Annotated in this window: 14 protein-coding genes; 13 read left to right on the top strand and 1 reads right to left on the bottom strand. The window is 52.7% G+C overall.

Going from position 1 to position 16176, the window contains the following annotated elements:
- The first annotated feature begins 33 nt into the window (after nt 1-33).
- The 13 genes from rsxA to JRI89_03940 all read left to right on the top strand — a co-directional run bounded on the left by rsxA (nt 34) and on the right by JRI89_03940 (nt 14861).
- A complete protein-coding gene (gene rsxA, locus JRI89_04000) occupies nt 34-612 on the top strand; it encodes an electron transport complex subunit RsxA (GenBank protein ID MBW2070399.1) in 579 nt (192 codons plus the stop codon).
- A 26-nt stretch (nt 613-638) separates the two neighbouring features.
- Nucleotides 639-2693, top strand: coding sequence for an FAD-dependent oxidoreductase (locus JRI89_03995; protein ID MBW2070398.1), 2055 nt, complete (start codon nt 639-641; stop codon nt 2691-2693).
- A gap of 132 nt (nt 2694-2825) precedes the next feature.
- Complete coding sequence (locus tag JRI89_03990; protein ID MBW2070397.1) at nt 2826-3284, top strand: flavin reductase; 459 nt, start codon at nt 2826-2828, stop codon at nt 3282-3284.
- Nucleotides 3285-3296: 12 nt separating this feature from the next.
- Nucleotides 3297-3734, top strand: coding sequence for a SoxR reducing system RseC family protein (locus JRI89_03985; protein MBW2070396.1), 438 nt, complete (start codon nt 3297-3299; stop codon nt 3732-3734).
- The gene (locus JRI89_03980) at nt 3734-4546 is read left to right on the top strand and encodes a 4Fe-4S binding protein (GenBank protein ID MBW2070395.1); all 813 of its coding nucleotides are present in this window, start codon (nt 3734-3736) and stop codon (nt 4544-4546) included. The genes JRI89_03985 and JRI89_03980 overlap by 1 nt, the downstream gene beginning before the upstream one ends.
- An 11-nt stretch (nt 4547-4557) precedes the next feature.
- Nucleotides 4558-5601 (top strand): FAD:protein FMN transferase, encoded by a 1044-nt coding sequence (locus tag JRI89_03975; GenBank protein MBW2070394.1) that lies wholly within the window; start codon nt 4558-4560, stop codon nt 5599-5601.
- Between the two features lie 12 nt (nt 5602-5613).
- Nucleotides 5614-7650, top strand: a complete 2037-nt coding sequence (fdhF, locus tag JRI89_03970; protein MBW2070393.1) for a formate dehydrogenase subunit alpha — start codon at nt 5614-5616, stop codon at nt 7648-7650.
- Nucleotides 7651-7726: 76 nt separating this feature from the next.
- Nucleotides 7727-7924 (top strand): ferredoxin, encoded by a 198-nt coding sequence (locus tag JRI89_03965; protein ID MBW2070392.1) that lies wholly within the window; start codon nt 7727-7729, stop codon nt 7922-7924.
- Nucleotides 7925-8182: 258 nt separating this feature from the next.
- The gene (locus JRI89_03960) at nt 8183-10879 is read left to right on the top strand and encodes a 1-acyl-sn-glycerol-3-phosphate acyltransferase (GenBank protein MBW2070391.1); all 2697 of its coding nucleotides are present in this window, start codon (nt 8183-8185) and stop codon (nt 10877-10879) included.
- Between the two features lie 197 nt (nt 10880-11076).
- Nucleotides 11077-12270, top strand: a complete 1194-nt coding sequence (larC, locus tag JRI89_03955) for a nickel pincer cofactor biosynthesis protein LarC (GenBank protein ID MBW2070390.1) — start codon at nt 11077-11079, stop codon at nt 12268-12270.
- Between the two features lie 128 nt (nt 12271-12398).
- Nucleotides 12399-12881 (top strand): phosphatidylglycerophosphatase A, encoded by a 483-nt coding sequence (locus tag JRI89_03950; GenBank protein MBW2070389.1) that lies wholly within the window; start codon nt 12399-12401, stop codon nt 12879-12881.
- A 26-nt stretch (nt 12882-12907) separates the two neighbouring features.
- The gene (locus tag JRI89_03945; GenBank protein ID MBW2070388.1) at nt 12908-14179 is read left to right on the top strand and encodes a CinA family nicotinamide mononucleotide deamidase-related protein; all 1272 of its coding nucleotides are present in this window, start codon (nt 12908-12910) and stop codon (nt 14177-14179) included.
- Complete coding sequence (locus JRI89_03940; GenBank protein ID MBW2070387.1) at nt 14148-14861, top strand: nicotinate-nicotinamide nucleotide adenylyltransferase; 714 nt, start codon at nt 14148-14150, stop codon at nt 14859-14861. The genes JRI89_03945 and JRI89_03940 overlap by 32 nt, the downstream gene beginning before the upstream one ends.
- 26 nt (nt 14862-14887) lie before the next feature.
- On the opposite strand, the gene rfbB is transcribed toward JRI89_03940, so the two are convergent.
- A complete protein-coding gene (gene rfbB, locus JRI89_03935; GenBank protein ID MBW2070386.1) occupies nt 14888-15952 on the bottom strand; it encodes a dTDP-glucose 4,6-dehydratase in 1065 nt (354 codons plus the stop codon).
- Between the last annotated feature and the right edge of the window lie 224 nt (nt 15953-16176).

The following is a 16176-nucleotide window of genomic DNA, read 5'->3' as shown; positions in this document are numbered from 1 at the left end:
GACGCCAACATTCGAACAGGAGAGTGGCCCGTCATGTCTGATTATTTACTGCTGATTGTAAGTGCCATCCTGGTAAACAACATTATTCTGGCGAGGTATCTCGGCAACTGCCCCTTTCTCGGTGTATCACAACGAATGGACACTGCCACCGGCATGGGTATGGCTGTGGTGTTTGTCATAACCCTTGCAGGAGTGATCACCTGGATAGTGCAATACGCTATCCTGGATCCTTTGAACCTGGAGTACCTGCAAACCATTGCCTTTATTCTCATAATTGCTGCCCTGGTCCAGCTGGTGGAGATGTTTCTGCAAAAGTCCGTACCGGCTCTCTACAAGGCTCTCGGTATCTATCTGCCGCTGATTACTACTAACTGTGCCGTGTTGGGTATTGCCATCATCAACATCCAGTCGGAATTCAGCTTTATGAAGACTGTGGTTTTCTCCTTTGCCTCATCTGTGGGTTACAGTTTGGCCTTGATCCTGCTCACCAGCGTGCGGGAGCGGTATCCCATGGCCAGAATACCCCGGCCATTCGTCGGCATGCCCATTGCCATGATTACTGTGGGCCTTCTTTCCCTGGCTTTTCTCGGCTTTACAGGCCTGGTAAAATAACAATTATCAACTGAGGAGTTGCAAGGATGATTACCGCAGGTTTAGCAATAGGAGGGCTCGGCTTGCTGGCGGGTGTGGGTTTAGCCATAGCCTCCAAAGTTTTCTACGTCTACATCGATCCCAAAGTGGAAGAATTGGAAGAAGCCCTGCCTGGTGCAAATTGTGGCGGCTGCGGCATGCCGGGCTGCAGTGCGGCAGCCCAGGCCATCGTCTTAGGAAAGCTGGCCCCTAATTGTTGCGTTGGAGGCGGTCCTGAAGTGCATGCCAGGGTGGCAGAGATCCTTGGCGTGGAAGTGGAAGAACGGGAGCCGCAGATTGCCCATATCGGCTGCCGCTACAGTGTGCAAGAGGCAGACCTCAAGTACATCTACGACGGGGTAGACGATTGTCGGGCTGCCGTACTGCTGGCGGGCGGTCCCAAGGAGTGCCCCATAGGCTGTATCGGTCTGGGCTCATGCGTCAAGGCCTGCCCCTTTGAAGCGCTGTCCATGGGAGATGATGGTCTTCCTGTGGTGGACGAGCACCTCTGCACCGGCTGTGGCACTTGTGTGCGGACCTGTCCGAAAGGAATCATCGCCCTGACCTCAGTTACCGATCGCATCCTCGGCGAGTACACCACTGATGAGTGCACTGCACCCTGTCAACGAACCTGTCCGGCAGGAATCAACATACCTGAACAGATCCGCCAGACAGCTCTCGGCAACTACAGAGAAGCGCTCAGAATCATCAAGGAACGTAATCCACTTCCTATGGTGTGCGGTCGGATCTGCCCTCATCCTTGCGAATTCGAGTGTCGTCGAAATCTTCATGATGAACCAGTTGCCATCAACTACTTGAAGCGATTCGTGGCGGATCATGAGAGACAGAGCGGCGAAAGGATCGAGTTGTTCAAAGCACCAGACACTGGCAAGCGGCTGGCAGTGGTGGGAGGGGGAGCAGAGGGATTGAGCACGGCCTGCTTCCTGGCTCGTCTGGGGCACTCACCCACTATCTTTGAGGCCATGCCGGAACTGGGAGGACTACTGCGCAAGGCTATAGCAGAGTCTCGTCTGCCGCGGGACGTCATAGACTGGGATATAAATGGCATTCTCGAACTTGGCGTGGAAGCCCGAACTGGCCAGGTTCTCGGTCGTGATTTTACTATTGCTGGGCTGCTCGAGCAGGATTACCAGGCGGTAATACTTGCCACTGGAGGCTGGGACGCCATTCTTATGCGCAACTCAGGCCTGGAGCAGCCTGTACCTGGCCTCTATCTGCTGCTACCCCTGTCTCTCGCACTGGCTCAGGGTACCCAGGTTCAGCTCGGCAAGCGGGTGGTCATCGTGGGTGGTGGTGAAATGGCCCTGGACCTGGCACGCAAATGCAGAGGAATTGGTGCCGAATCGGTGGATATCATCTTCGAACGACCACAGGCCCAATTGGGACTTTCTGACAGCGATCTTGCCAAAATGGCGGAAGAGTCCGTGTCCCTTCATTTCCAGACCACGCTTACCAGGCTCCTGGGCGAGGAGAATCGGCTCACACACCTCGCCCTGACAACGGTTCCATCTGGAAACGGCACGGCAAGACCTGTACGCTCAAAAGAGAGCCTCATAGCAGCAGACACCATCATCGCTGCCATTGGTCGCCTGCCAGAGATGATATTTGTCCGAGTGCCAACTGGCGAAGATGAGGGCTCGCCTATACGCTGGCGTACCATTTCTCCGTATCATCATGTACCGAGGCCTGTCCGCCAGGAAGTCTTCACAAGTGTAGACACTGTGACCGATTACCGTTCGGTGGTGGAAGCAATTGGCGCTGGCCGGCGGGCAGCCGCCTCCACGCATCTGTTTCTCACCGGCAAAGAGGTTTTGCCACCACCACACATGATCACGCCGGATACAGACGTGCTGGACGTCAGCCGTCTGGTAGCATTGCAGCCAGCTGCACCTCGCCAAAAAATGCCCGAACGTCCGGCTGAAGAACTTGTCGATCCTTCTCTGGAAATAGAGTTGGGACTCACAGAAGAGATGGCACTAACAGAGGCGGCAAGATGTCTGAACTGCGGACTCATCTGCTACCTGCGCAGCAGGTACCACTGAAGACTCTGAGGCGGGCTTCGGCAGGCGCCTGATTGGAGTTGGCGGCGACTCTCTACTCACACAGGAAGCAGCGGAGGAGGAGGGGAAAGTAACTGGAGGCGCAAATCCCCTGAGTACTGAGCAGGAGCGAAGATGCGAAATATCGTAATGAAGTGTCTTACCAATGGGGTATACATCGTCACCACTGCTGACAATGGGCAGATCAATGGGGTGACCAGATCGTGGCTCACGCAACTTTCTTATGAACCAACCCTTATTGGTGTCGCCATTGCCCCTTTGAGAAAATGCCACGGCATGATTGTCCGCAGCGGTCAGTTTGCCGTTAACGTACTGGGGCAAGATCAGGTGGACCTGGCAGCCCGTTTCGGCTTTACCACCGGGCGGCAGGTAGATAAATTCCAGGGAATAGATATCGAGCACACTGCAGCAGGCCTCCCTTTGTTGCCCCAAGCTCTGGCATACATAGACTGTAACGTGGTTGAGACCATAGACATAGGTGACCATACCCTGTTTGTCGGCCAGGTTACTGAAGCAGAAATTTTAGACCAGGAAGCAGCTCCCCTGGTATTCAACCCTGCCGACTATTTTTAGGTTGCTAATATCGTGTTGAACGAAGAAGGTACAGTCAAGAGAACCAGGGGCAATAGAGCCTGGGTGGTCACCAAGAGAAGTACCATGTGTGAATCATGCAGTTCGCACGGCGCCTGCAAAGTCCTCGGCGGCGGCAAAGAGATGGAAGTTGAAGCCATCAATATAATCAATGCCAAGGTAGGAGATCAGGTACTGTTGACTCTGCAAGAGCAGTCTCTGGTGAAACTGTCTTTTCTGGTGTACATGTTTCCCATCCTGGCCCTCATAACTGGCGCCGCCTTAGGCCAACAACTAGCCCCAAAACTAAACATGGATTCGGAACTGTCCTCTTTCATGGGCGGAGCCCTTTTTTTCGGGCTCGCCTTTCTTCTAGTGAAAAGAAAAGACCGAAGACTCGGGCACACTGGAGAAACCATTCCCAAGATTACCAGATTAATCAAGGAAAGCTGATGAAAGACACCATCAAAGAGTATGTAGCAAATCTGTTTGCCGAGGGGAAAATCAAGGGCTTTCTTGCCTTGAGAGAACACGACTCGCACGTAGGCCCCCATCTTTTCACCAAGGCTGAAGAACTTGATAGTTTGTCTCTAGCCGACTACCGGGAGCAAGGAGACAGTCGCTATCCCCTGGATAAGATCTTGACGAAGCTTGCACATAAATACCCCACCGACACCTTTGCCGTGCTGGTCAGAGGATGCGACGAGAGGGGGTTGCAGCAACTCTTTGCAGTCAGCAAACTGCACCGGGACCGAGTAATCCCGGTGGGTTTCTGCTGTCCGTCTGAACTTGCCCAAAAACACGGTTGTTGGAAGCCGTATCCGGACGCTGCCGTGGCTGGAGAACCTGCACTCCCTTTTGGAGGAGACAAAGCAGCTGCCACAACCGGGGTGGACATCCTGGCAGAACTGCAAGAATGGTTCGACACCTTCGACCGCTGCGTCAAGTGCTACGGCTGCCGCAACATCTGTCCTGTGTGCTACTGCGACGAATGTACTCTCGAGGAAGCCTCCCTCATCCCGCGTGGCGAAATCCCGCCAGCCAATCCTAATTTTCTAATGACCAGAGCCATTCACATGGTAGGACGTTCCTTGTGCATTTACTGCGGTCTCTGTGAGGAAGTCTGTCCGGCTGACATCCCGCTCAAGAGTCTCTACAAGTTGGTGGCAAAAGTGATGGGTCAGGAGGCTGAAACACCTGAGGCCAAAGCGGCAACACATGCTCTGGCCACTGAGCAGACCAACAAAGCAATTGCAAACGAATGAGGTGGCAGGCAATGAAAGAATCTTTTTCAGAGAGCAGACACCACATCAGCCGCAGACACTTCCTCGCCCTCAGCGGCACTCTGGGACTCACCGCCCTCAGCATGAACTTTCCTCTACCCTCGGAAGCAGTGAAATTTGACCGTTCCCTCCACAAAGTCAGCAAGAGCCGGCTGGCCATGGGAACGGTGGTAAACATGATCGTCTTCCATCCATCTCCAGCACAGGCAGAAGAGGCCCTCGAAGAAAGCTTCGCCGAAATCAATCGCCTCACTGCCTTTATGAACAGATTCCAGAACAACTCCTATATCGGACGTCTGAACGACAGCGGGGTTGTCAGCGGCGTTCCTCCTGAAGTGATGACCGTATTCGCTGCCTCGCTTCTTTATTACCAATTGAGTGGTGGTGCCTTTGACATCACTGTGAAACCGCTTGTGGATCTCTATCGAGAGAGTTTCCGAACTCGCCAAACACCTCCCACTGCCGAGGCGCTCCTGGAGGTAAAGACCAGGATCGGCAGTGCGCATCTCAGGATGCAGAAACAGGCAATCTCTTTTGAAAGAGCCGGCATGGGAGTCACTCTAGACGGCATTGCCAAAGGATATATTATTGACCAGGCCATGCAGGTCCTGCAGAAAAATCGCATCCAGCATGCTCTCATCAACGCCGGGGGAGACATTGTGGTGCACGGCGGCAAAGGCAAAAAGAACCCCTGGAAGATCGCCATTCAAAATCCCTGGCATCGCAACAAATGCCTGGATGAAATCCGGCTCGACTCCGGTGCTGTGGCCACTTCCGGAAACTATGAAGTTTTCTTCGATCGCGAGAAAATGTTTCACCACCTCATCTCTCCTACTTCAGGTGCTCCAGTGCACAATGTTGCCAGTGTCACTGTGAAAGCCTCTTCAGGCATGGCAGCTGATGCTCTGGCCACTGCTGCCTTTGTCATGGGAGCAAGGAGGGGAGCTTCTTTTCTCTCCCGCGTCTCGGGAGCAGAAGGCCTCATTATTGACAAGCATCACCACAAAATACTATCATCAGGGTGGAAACAAATTTAAGGAGTCGCCACCATGGACTATCACACTGTACTCACCACCTGTGCTTATTGCGGCTGCGGCTGCGGTCTGTACCTGGAAGTGTTGGATGGCCAGATTATAGGCACCATTCCTTCCAAGACCAGTCCCGTGAATCAGGGAAAACTCTGCGTCAAGGGCTGGAACATTCACCAGTTCATCCAGCATCCCACCAGACTTAAAAAACCGCTGATACGCAAGAACGGGGAGCTTGTTGAAACCGACTGGGATGAAGCTCTCGAATACACCTCCTCCAGACTGCAGGCAATCAAAGAATCTCACGGCAGTGACAGCATCGCCTTTCTCGCTTCGGCCAAACTGACCAACGAAGAGAACTATCTTATTCAGAAATTCGCTCGTGCCGCAGTGGGAACCAACAATGTGGACCACTGCGCCCGTCTCTGACACTCCTCTACGGTGGCAGGGCTTGCCGCCTCTTTCGGCAGTGGAGCAATGACCAACTCCGTCGGCGAACTGGAGGACGCCGACTGCATTTTTGTCATCGGCTCCAACACCACCTCTTCACATCCACTGGTGGCAACACGCATTTATCGTGCCAAGGCCAAAGGAGCCAAGCTGGTGGTGGCTGACCCGCGCAAGATCCAGCTGGCATTGAAAGCAGATCTTTACGCCCGGCACAACCTGGGAACTGATGTGGCTCTGATCAACGGCATTATGCATGTCATTGTCCAGAAAGGCTGGCACGATCAGGAGTTTATCGCCGAGCGCACTGAAAACTTCGCAGAGTTTGAAAAAGTCCTCCAGGGTTATCCCCCGGAAAAAGTGGCTAAAATTACCGGGGTGTCTGCAGAAGATATTGAAAAAATCGCTGAATTTTACGCCAAGGCCGAGCGGGCATCCATTGTCTACTGCATGGGCATCACTCAGCACACCACCGGGGTAGACAATGTGAAGTCTCTCGCTAATCTGGCGATGCTCACTGGCAATGTGGGCAAGGAGTCCACCGGGGTCAACCCCTTGCGAGGGCAAAACAATGTTCAGGGCGCCTGCGATATGGGTGGCCTGCCAAATGTCTATCCAGGCTACCAGGCAGTAAACGTCATCGACAATCAAGTCAAATTTGAAAAGGCCTGGAATGCCAAGCTCTCTGACCAGATAGGACTCACCATCCCCGGCATACTTGCCGGCCTTGCGGATGGCTCGGTCAAAGCGCTCTATGCCATAGGTGAAAACCCCATGGTGAGCGACCCTGATGCCAGTCATGTGGAAAAGGCCCTGAAGAATGCTGAACTCCTTGTGGTGCAGGACATTTTTCTCACCGAGACGGCACAGTTGGCTCACGTGGTGCTTCCCGGAACTTCCTTTGCTGAAAAGGATGGCACCTTCACCAACACAGAAAGAAGGGTCCAGCTTGTGCGCAAGGCTATAGAACCACTCGGAGATTCCAAACCTGACTGGGAAATCATCCAGGAGCTGTCCACGCGTTTTGGCTATCCCATGAGCTATGACAATGCAGAGGCAATCATGGCGGAGATCGCCAGCCTCACACCCTCTTATGGTGGTATTACCTACGAGCGCTTGCAGGGAGAAGGGCTGTCCTGGCCATGCCCGAACACGGAGCATCCAGGCACCAAGTTCTTGCATCAAGGCAAGTTCGCTCGCGGCCTCGGCCTTTTTCACGCTATTGAGTACCAGCCGCCGGCCGAAGAAATCGACGGAGAATATCCTTTCTGGCTCAGCACTGGTCGGGTTCATGTCCATTTTCATACGGGCACCATGACCCGAATTTCACCTTCGCTGCATGCGGAAATACCAGAAGCAAGACTGGAGATGCATCCGGCTGACGCCCGGCAACTGGGTGTGCTGGAAGGCGAACCAGTGAGAGTTGCCTCACGGCGAGGTCAGCTGGAGGCGAAGGTAACCCTCACTGAACGGGTGGAAAAAGGGGTGGTATTCCTGCCATTCCACTTTGCTGAGACCTGCGCCAATATCCTCACCAATCCTGCTCATGATCCCATTGCCAAGATACCTGAATACAAGGTGTGTGCAGTCAAAGTGGAAAAGGCCGCCTGACTATCCTTGGAAAATCTTGTCAGCAGGATAATGGACAATACAAAGGTGGCAGTTGTAGGGTGCTACAGGAGGATCTATGAGGGCCATGGTTGACCCCAGACGATGTGACGTGGCAGGGATATGTGTCAAGGTGTGTCCAGAAATATTCCGCTTCCATGAAGGAAGCAAGAAAGCATACGTGATCAAGAGTGAAATTCCCCGTAATCTCGAACAGAAATGCCTGGAAGCAGCTAATAAATGTCCTAACAAAGCCATCATCATTATGCAGGACTGATCCAGGCTGTTGGCCGTGCCATCCGGCGGTGTCCACAGATAAATGAGATACTCTTCCGCCCTCCAAGGACGTCATTTGCTCTTTCTCGAACAAAATGATATCCAGTTGCCAAGTTTTCTTGCAAAGAAATAATCTTTTCCTCCTTCTAGCGTTCTCCTGAAGCCATGTCTTTGGCAAGCGGGCTCTCTCCTCAAAAACCGTTTGGTTTTCCTCGATAAATCTGCTAAGGTTACTTCAAGCAAACTGAGAGCAAATCGCTTGATATATAAAGCTTACTGTATGACCTTTCCCAACAACACACAAGGACGCCCACCCAGCCCCCCAGGAGCCCAGGCAAAGCCACAGAAAGACATTGGCTACACGCTCAAGCCGAGCATCCCATCGCTATTTGGCTTCTTTCTCAACAAAATTTTTCGCAGGGCATCTTTTCTGGAAAGCGAACAACGATTGCTTGCCGACCTAGAACAGCAAGGGGTTCTGGTCTACGCCATCAAACACCGCAGTCAACTGGATTTCCTTTTCCTCAACAGCAGGCTTGCTCAGGCTGGCTTGCGTCCGCCACGAACAGTTTTTGATATGCGCCTGCTCCTGTGGCTGCCAGTGTGGGATTCTTTGCGGCTACTCGCTTCATACCTGCGGCACTACCTCAAGGAGCACCATCTTCCAGACCCTTACAAGACCGGCCTTTACCGCGACAAACTGAGGCAGCGCGAACCATTGGTCCTTTTTCTGGTGGGCAAGGTAGGATACTACAGACGGTTTGCCTTTCAGAGGGAAGATCCCCTGCGGTTGCTGATAGCTGAGCAGCGCCAGCTCGACTTCCCCATCATTGTGGTGCCAAGCGTCGTATTCCACGGCAAGGCCCCAGAGAGAAGAGAGAAAAATCTCATCGACATCTTCTTCGGTGACAAGGAAAGGCCTGGCCGTTTACGCAAGGTTGTCGGTTTTATTCGCAACTATAAACGCAACGTCCTGGAGGTAGCAGAACCTCTGAGTTTGCAGGAGTGGCTTGCCAACGAACAGGAACAAAACCAGGGAGACGAGGATCTTGCCTTTCGCCTCAGACGGGAACTGATCGATCGGCTCGACAGACATCGCCGCGTGGTGACGGGACCGGTGATGAAGAGCCGCCTGGAAATGAAAGACATCATCCTGCACAACAAACAGTTGCAGAAGTTTATGGAGCGGCGGGCCCGTTCCAGTAAAAAGAGCATTGAAGCAGTCCGGCGGCAGGCTGACGGCTATTTGCAGGAGATTGCCACCGATTACAATCTGACCTATGTGCAGCTCTGGGATCGCTTTCTCACCTGGATGTGGAATACCATCTTTGATGGAATCGATCTAGACGTGGAATCTCTGCGGCGCATCAAACATGCAGCCCAACGGGCTCCTCTCGTTTACATACCATGCCACAAGAGCCATATCGACTATCTCATCCTCTCTTATCTGCTCTACCGCCACAATCTGTCCATACCCTTTGTTGCTGCCGGCAAGAACCTGGCTTTCTGGCCCCTCGGGCCAATATTTCGCAAGTCGGGTGCTTTTTTTATCAGACGGAGCTTCCGCGGTGAGAAGTTCTATGCTGAAGTCTTCTCCACTTACATAAAGACCCTGGTGCAGGAGGGTTACAATATTGAATTCTTTATCGAAGGCGGCAGGAGTAGAACGGGCAAACTGGTTCTGCCCAAACTAGGCCTGCTAGCCATCCTCATCCAGGCGGTAGAAGAGGGCTATTGTGATGATCTCATATTTGTCCCCACTGCAATCAGCTATGATAGGGTGCTGGAAGAGGGAACTTATCTGAAAGAGATCAAAGGAAGCAGCAAGGAAAAAGAAAATCTTGGCCAGCTGGTGCGGGCTCACCGTTTTCTGAAAAAACGCTATGGCAAGGTCTACGTGAAATTTGCGCCGCCAATTTCTTTGAAAAGTTACATGGAGCACTTTCAACTGGATTTTGCCACCATGAAGCCCAAGGAACGCCACGCCATGTACAGGGACGTGGGATGGCGGATTATTCACAGCATTAACGAGGCCTCCATTGTAACCCCCTTTGCTCTGGTGGCTGCAGCCTTTCTCACCACCCCCAAGAAAGGAATTTCTGTTGCCGAGGCAAAGCTCATCATTCGTCTCTACTACGACTTCTTGCGATATCGCGGCGTTGAAATGGCAGATACCTTGCAGGATCTGGACAAAACGGTACAAGACACCTTTGCTCTCATGGAAAAAAGCAAGTGGATAGAACTGCTGGCAGACGAGGATGAAACTGACGACGAGGAGCGCATCTACACCATGGATGACTCCAGCCGTCTGAGCCTCGAATACTACAAGAACAACATCATGCACTTCCTCCTGCCTGCAGCTTATGTTGCCACTGCCATTCTGGCGAGAGAGAGCTTTGAATTCGACGTAAAAGGTCTTGAGGAGGATTTTATCTTCTTCAGAGACTTCTTCAAATTTGAGTTCGTCTTCAACGCTGATGAGGATTTGTCGGCAACTATCGGCAATTTGCTGTCCTACTTCGTATCGCAGGGATTCATAGTCGCAGTGGACGACCTCGAGCAAAGGTATCGCATCTCCCATCGGGGCTTGAAGGCATTGTCCTCCTTTGCCAGTCTGCTGCGCAGCTACTTCGAAGCCTACTGGATCGTCTTGAAGAGCACCAAGTACCTCAGCAAGAAGTCATATTCAGAAAAGGAATTTCAGAAAAAAATCAATTCCCTGGCTGCCAGACTCTATAAACAAGAAATTGTTGAACGCTTCGAGAGCATCTCTCGCATTACCTTTGAAAACGCGCTCAAGTTCTTTTGCGAAAAAGGTGCTATTGTCAGAAGGGAAGAGGTCAATGACGGCAAGAGGCAAGTGTATTACAAAGAGGCAGATGATCGTGAAGTATCATCATACTACAGCCGCATGATTGATCGTTATTTGCGCACCTCCCACTTCACCTTCCAGTAAGAGTTGAATTTCATCAATGCGGCGGACATCTGCTTCATTTCCTCCGGCAGTTTGCCAGCCAAATCGGAGAACGAATACACCATTATCTCTGCCGGCCATTGTAAACTTGTGAAAGGCCCCCTTGCACCGCTTGCGAGCCAGACAACAGGCAAAGCCACCTCGGACTGATCTGTGAGGGAAGGTAACCCGGAGACCCCATGCCGCAAATAGCCTACTTTGACTGTTTCTCCGGCATAAGTGGCGACATGATCCTCGGCGCCTTGATAGACGTTGGTCTAGACCTGGATGTCCTCCGGCGAGAGCTGGCTCGCTTGCCGCTGGAACCATATCATCTGGAAAGCAAACGTGAAAAGAGGGGACAGATCACTGGCACCAGAGTCAGGGTGATAACGCAAGAGGCACCGGCTCAGCAACGCTCCTGGTCTGAAATCAAGCAACTCATCGCCGCCAGCACCCTGTCACCTTGGGTAAAAGAAACCAGCATTGAGGTGCTGCGCCGCATCGCCAGAGCAGAGGCCAAATTGCACGGCATGGAATTGGCCGAAGTCCATTTTCACGAAATTGGCGCGGTGGATTCCCTCGTGGACGTGGTGGGCACCTGCATTGGCATGGAGCTCTTGAATATTCAGCGCAGCTATTCATCGCCTTTACCCCTAGGCCATGGCTGCATCCAGAGCACCCACGGTCTACTGCCGCTGCCAGCGCCTGCCACTCTCGAATTGTTGAAAAATGTGCCGGTCTATGATGGCAGCCAGGCCAGGGAGCTGGTCACCCCTACCGGCGCAGCCATCCTTACTACCCTGTGCTGCCGCTTTGGTGGGTTTCCCAAAATGGCTGTCGATTGTATAGGCTATGGCGTGGGAAAACATCCAGCAGACCATCCTCCCAACATGCTCAGACTGGTGACGGGCCATGAGTTATCCTCGCTTGTCAGCGAAACACTCCTTCTCCTGGAGACAAATGTGGATGATATGAACCCGGAAATCTACAGTTACTTGATGTCGCGTCTCCTGGAGGCAGGTGCGCTCGACGTCTGTATGGTGCCTACCTTTATGAAGAAGAATCGTCCGGGTCAACTCCTCCAGATCCTGTCGCCGGCAGGAGTGCAGCATGCTCTCGTGGACATCCTGCTCAATGAAACCAGCAGTCTAGGGGTGCGCCTCTCCCGGGTAGAGCGATTGAGTCTGCCGAGACGCATCATACGGGTAGCCACATCCTATGGGCGTATTGCGGTAAAAGTTGCCGAGAATCCTGCAGGCTACACCAAAGTGGCGCCTGAATATGAAGACTGTCGCCGAGCAGCTGCTCGCCACCAGGTTCCACTGCTACAGGTTTACGACGAGGCCGTGTGTCGCGCTAGAGCTCGACTGGCAAAAGAAGAGCCTCACTGAGCAACCGTCGCCTTGATGCCTTGGCCGAGCAGGTAATCGCCGGAGAGAGAGTCTTCTGCAGAGGGCTGCCCTTTATCTCTGGGCACCTGGTCGAAGTCGAAACTCCAGACCGGAAAGGCAGACTGCCAGTGTCCCACCTTCGTTCCCGCAAAAATGATCTGATAATTTTTCTGGCCTCTGGTTTTTTTGCCGGTTTTCTGCCGTACATGCCCGGCACTTGGGGAACCTTGTTCTCTACCCCTCTGGTGCTGCTGGCCCACAAGACAGGGGACGGTGTCCAGTTTGTCCTATTGCTGCTGTTCTTTCCCCTGGCGGTCTTTTGTGCTGGCAGAGCTGAAATTCTTTTTGAACGCACTGATGCAAGGGCGATTGTAATAGATGAAATCTATGGTTTTCTGGTGACATTGCTCTTTGTGCCATTAGACTTCTTTTCTCTGGCACTCGGTTTTATCTTCTTTCGATTCTTTGATATCATCAAACCACCACCAATCCGCCTTCTGGAAAAACGTTTCACCGGCGGACTGGCTGTGGTTCTGGATGATGTGCTTGCAGGCATTTTTGCCAACCTGGCTCTCAGAGGTGTGCTTGCTCTTGTTTCTGGAGCACAATAGAGCAGAGCGAACACTGCACAGCAAGAATGAGACATATGCAAGGAGAATTGATTACCATTGGCAATGAGCTTGTTTCTGGCCTGGTTACCAATACCAACGCCGCCTATATAGGCAGGGTACTGCTGGCGGCACATTTCCCTCTGCGCTGGGTGACAGTTGTAGGAGACGACCAAGAGGATATTGTAGCCGCCATCAGGCAAGCATTGACCAGGGCCTCCTTCGTGATAATAACCGGCGGACTCGGCCCTACAGACGACGACCTCACTGTCCCTGCCGCGGCCAAGGCATTGCAGCTGAATCTTCGTCGGGATCCATGTTCATGGGAAGTCCTGTCGCAGCATTTAAAAGAAAAAAATCTGCAAATGACCTCGAGGATTGCTAAAATGGCGGACCTTCCCGAAGGAGCTCAAAGGATCGACCTGCAGCGGCCAAGGGCCGGCTTCTATCTCCGCCACCTGGCAAAGCCGCTTTTTTTCCTGCCGGGCGTTCCAGAGGAAATGATCGACATGATGAAAGAATTTGTTCTGCCCAAGTTGCGCAGCACATTCCCCTTGCGGCAGGTATACAGGTGGCGGCACCTGCGGATATTTGGTCTGAGAGAATCCCAAGTAAATGACCTCCTTGCTGATTTTTCCAGCCGCTATCCAGCCATGCAGTTGGGATTGCTCCCTGTCTTCCCTGAAGTCCTTCTGCAACTTACCATCCAGGCAGCCAGCGACAACGAAGCAGAAGCAATTCTGCAAAGAGCCGTGGCCAGAGTACGGCAGCAATTGGGGCTGCACCTTTATGGAGAAGATGACGAAACCATGGAAAAGGTGGTAGGTCGGCTGCTACGTGAACGACGAGAAACCGTGGCCCTTGCCGAGTCCTGTACGGGCGGTCTCATCAGCCATCTTCTCACCAATGTGCCGGGAAGTTCTGCCTATTTCGAGGAAAGTCTGGTCACCTACAGCGACAGCGCCAAGATAACCAGTCTGCAGGTGCCAGCAGAAACCATCTGCCGCTGCAGTGCAGTAAGTGCCCAGACAGCGGAAGCAATGCTAAACGGTCTGCGGCAAAAGAGCCACGCAACTATTATGCTGGCTGTGACAGGCTACGCCGGACCTGAGGCAGGCGGCTCCCGGGTACCTGTGGGTACCACTTTTATTGCTCTGAGCTACAAGAACAAATTTAGACTGCAGCGATTCCGTTTTAGTGGTAGCCGATCAGAAAACAAGACCCTCGCTGCCTATACGGGCCTCGACTGGATGCGGAGAGCTATGATAGATGACGAATTCTTCAACTGTGAACCCGCCTGACAAGAGCAGAACAAGCCCCATCCTTGACTTCACTGTCCGGGCTGTCCATGGTATATCACCCGGGACAAGAGCAGGGCGCCTCGGGATAATCGGCGGCAGCTATAACCCGATCACCAGAGCCCACCTGGTATTGTCAGAATCAGCACGGGACCAGGCCAAACTGCACGAAGTGCTCCTGGTATTATCAAAGACACCGCCCCACAAGGTCATCTTCGGGGCGAGCCTGCCGCAGCGGCTGGAAATGATGCGTCTCGCTGTGGAAGAATACCCTTTCATTTCGATTGGCCTCTGTAGCCATGGCCTTTTTCTGGATATTTGCAGCGCGCTTAAACAAGTTTATCCAGCCGGGACAGAGTTTTTCTTTATTACCGGTCGCGATGCGGCAGAAAGAATTCTTTCGTGGCCGTACCATGACCCGGCAGCTGCTCTAGAGCAGATGTTCTCATCATTTCAGCTGCTTGTCTTTCCTCGCCAGGGGCCCCTGGTCCTGCCTCAAGAGCAGCTCCTGCAGAGGTGCGCCGAGAGAATCCATCAACTGAGAACACCGGCGGCAATCAGCCACATTTCCTCTTCTCTTGTGCGGCAGTATGTCAGAGAAGGGAAACCTTTTCGTCATCTAGTTCCCGAGAAGGTGCATGACTATATTATTGCACACCAGCTCTACCGTAACGCCAACGAGTAAGAGAGCCTTTACCGCTGCCAACCAGGTCAACGCCCCTGGTAATTGAGCTGCACCCATTGGCGATACTCTCCTGTGCGCACCGAGTTGACCCAATCAAGGTGAGCAAGATACCAGTCTACAGTGCTAGCTATGGCCTCATCAAAAGAGTGTCGCGGCAGCCAGTTGAGCTCCTTCTTGATCTTGCTGGCATCGATGGCGTAGCGCCGGTCGTGGCCAGGGCGGTCCGAGACAAACCGAATCAAATTCCTGGTCGACTTGGCGCCCGATCTTGACAATCTCGCATCAAGCAGATCGCAGAGATGATAAACAATTTCAATGTTCTGCCGCTCAACTCTACCCCCTATGTTATAGGTCTCTCCCGGCCTTCCCTCTTCCAGCACTTTCAGCAGGGCCTCGGCATGATCGAGCACGTAGAGCCAGTCGCGCACATTTCTGCCGTCGCCATAAATAGGCAGAGGCTTCTCCTCGACCATATTGAGAATCATGAGAGGAATGAGTTTTTCCGGAAACTGATAGGGGCCATAGTTATTGGAGCAGTTGGTGATAAGGGTAGGCAGACCATAGGTGCGGAAATAGGCCCTGACAAAATGGTCGGAAGCTGCTTTTGATGCTGAATAGGGGCTCGATGGGTCATAGGGAGTTGTTTCAGTAAAGTAGCCCTTCGGGCCCAGACTACCATAGACTTCATCAGTGGAAATATGCAAGAAACGAAAATCTCCAGGCCTTCCTTTGCCTTGCCAATACTTGCAACTTTCTTCCAACAGACAAAACGTGCCAAAAACATTTGTCTGTACAAAGGCTTCGGGACCGATGATAGAGCGGTCAACATGAGATTCGGCGGCAAAGTGAACCACTGCCTCGGGATTCTCCTCAGTAAACACATGTTGGACAAGAGATCTGTCCTGAATATTGCCATGGACAAAGCTGTGTCTGGCAGCCTGTTCTGGACCCAGGTCAGAAAAATTACCAAGATTTCCTGCATAGGTGAGGGCATCCAGGTTGACGATCCGCCAGTTTGGCCTCTGTTCAAGAACGTAACGGATAAAATTTGTGCCGATGAATCCGGCGCCTCCAGTAACCAGCAATTTCATTTTACGCCACCATTGTCGCAATACTTCTTCCTGTATTGTTCCTTGATAGGGGTAGGGATGGCGCATTGGTTTGCGCCACCCCTCCCTCCGAACCGGACGTGCGGATCTCTCGCATCCGGCTCTCCAGTCGGCGGTTAACCTCGTGAGGACTGGAGTAGATCCCTATGGGCATCAACAAGGCAGAAGAGCCCAAGGTCTCGAAAGTACTGGTTTGGCCAGCGCTG

The sequence above is a fragment of the Deltaproteobacteria bacterium genome (genome assembly GCA_019309045.1).
Classification (GTDB): domain Bacteria; phylum Desulfobacterota; class Syntrophobacteria; order BM002; family BM002; genus JAFDGZ01.
The sequence above is the reverse complement of the archived record's forward strand: the minus strand, read 5'-3'. Positions and strand labels throughout refer to the sequence as shown.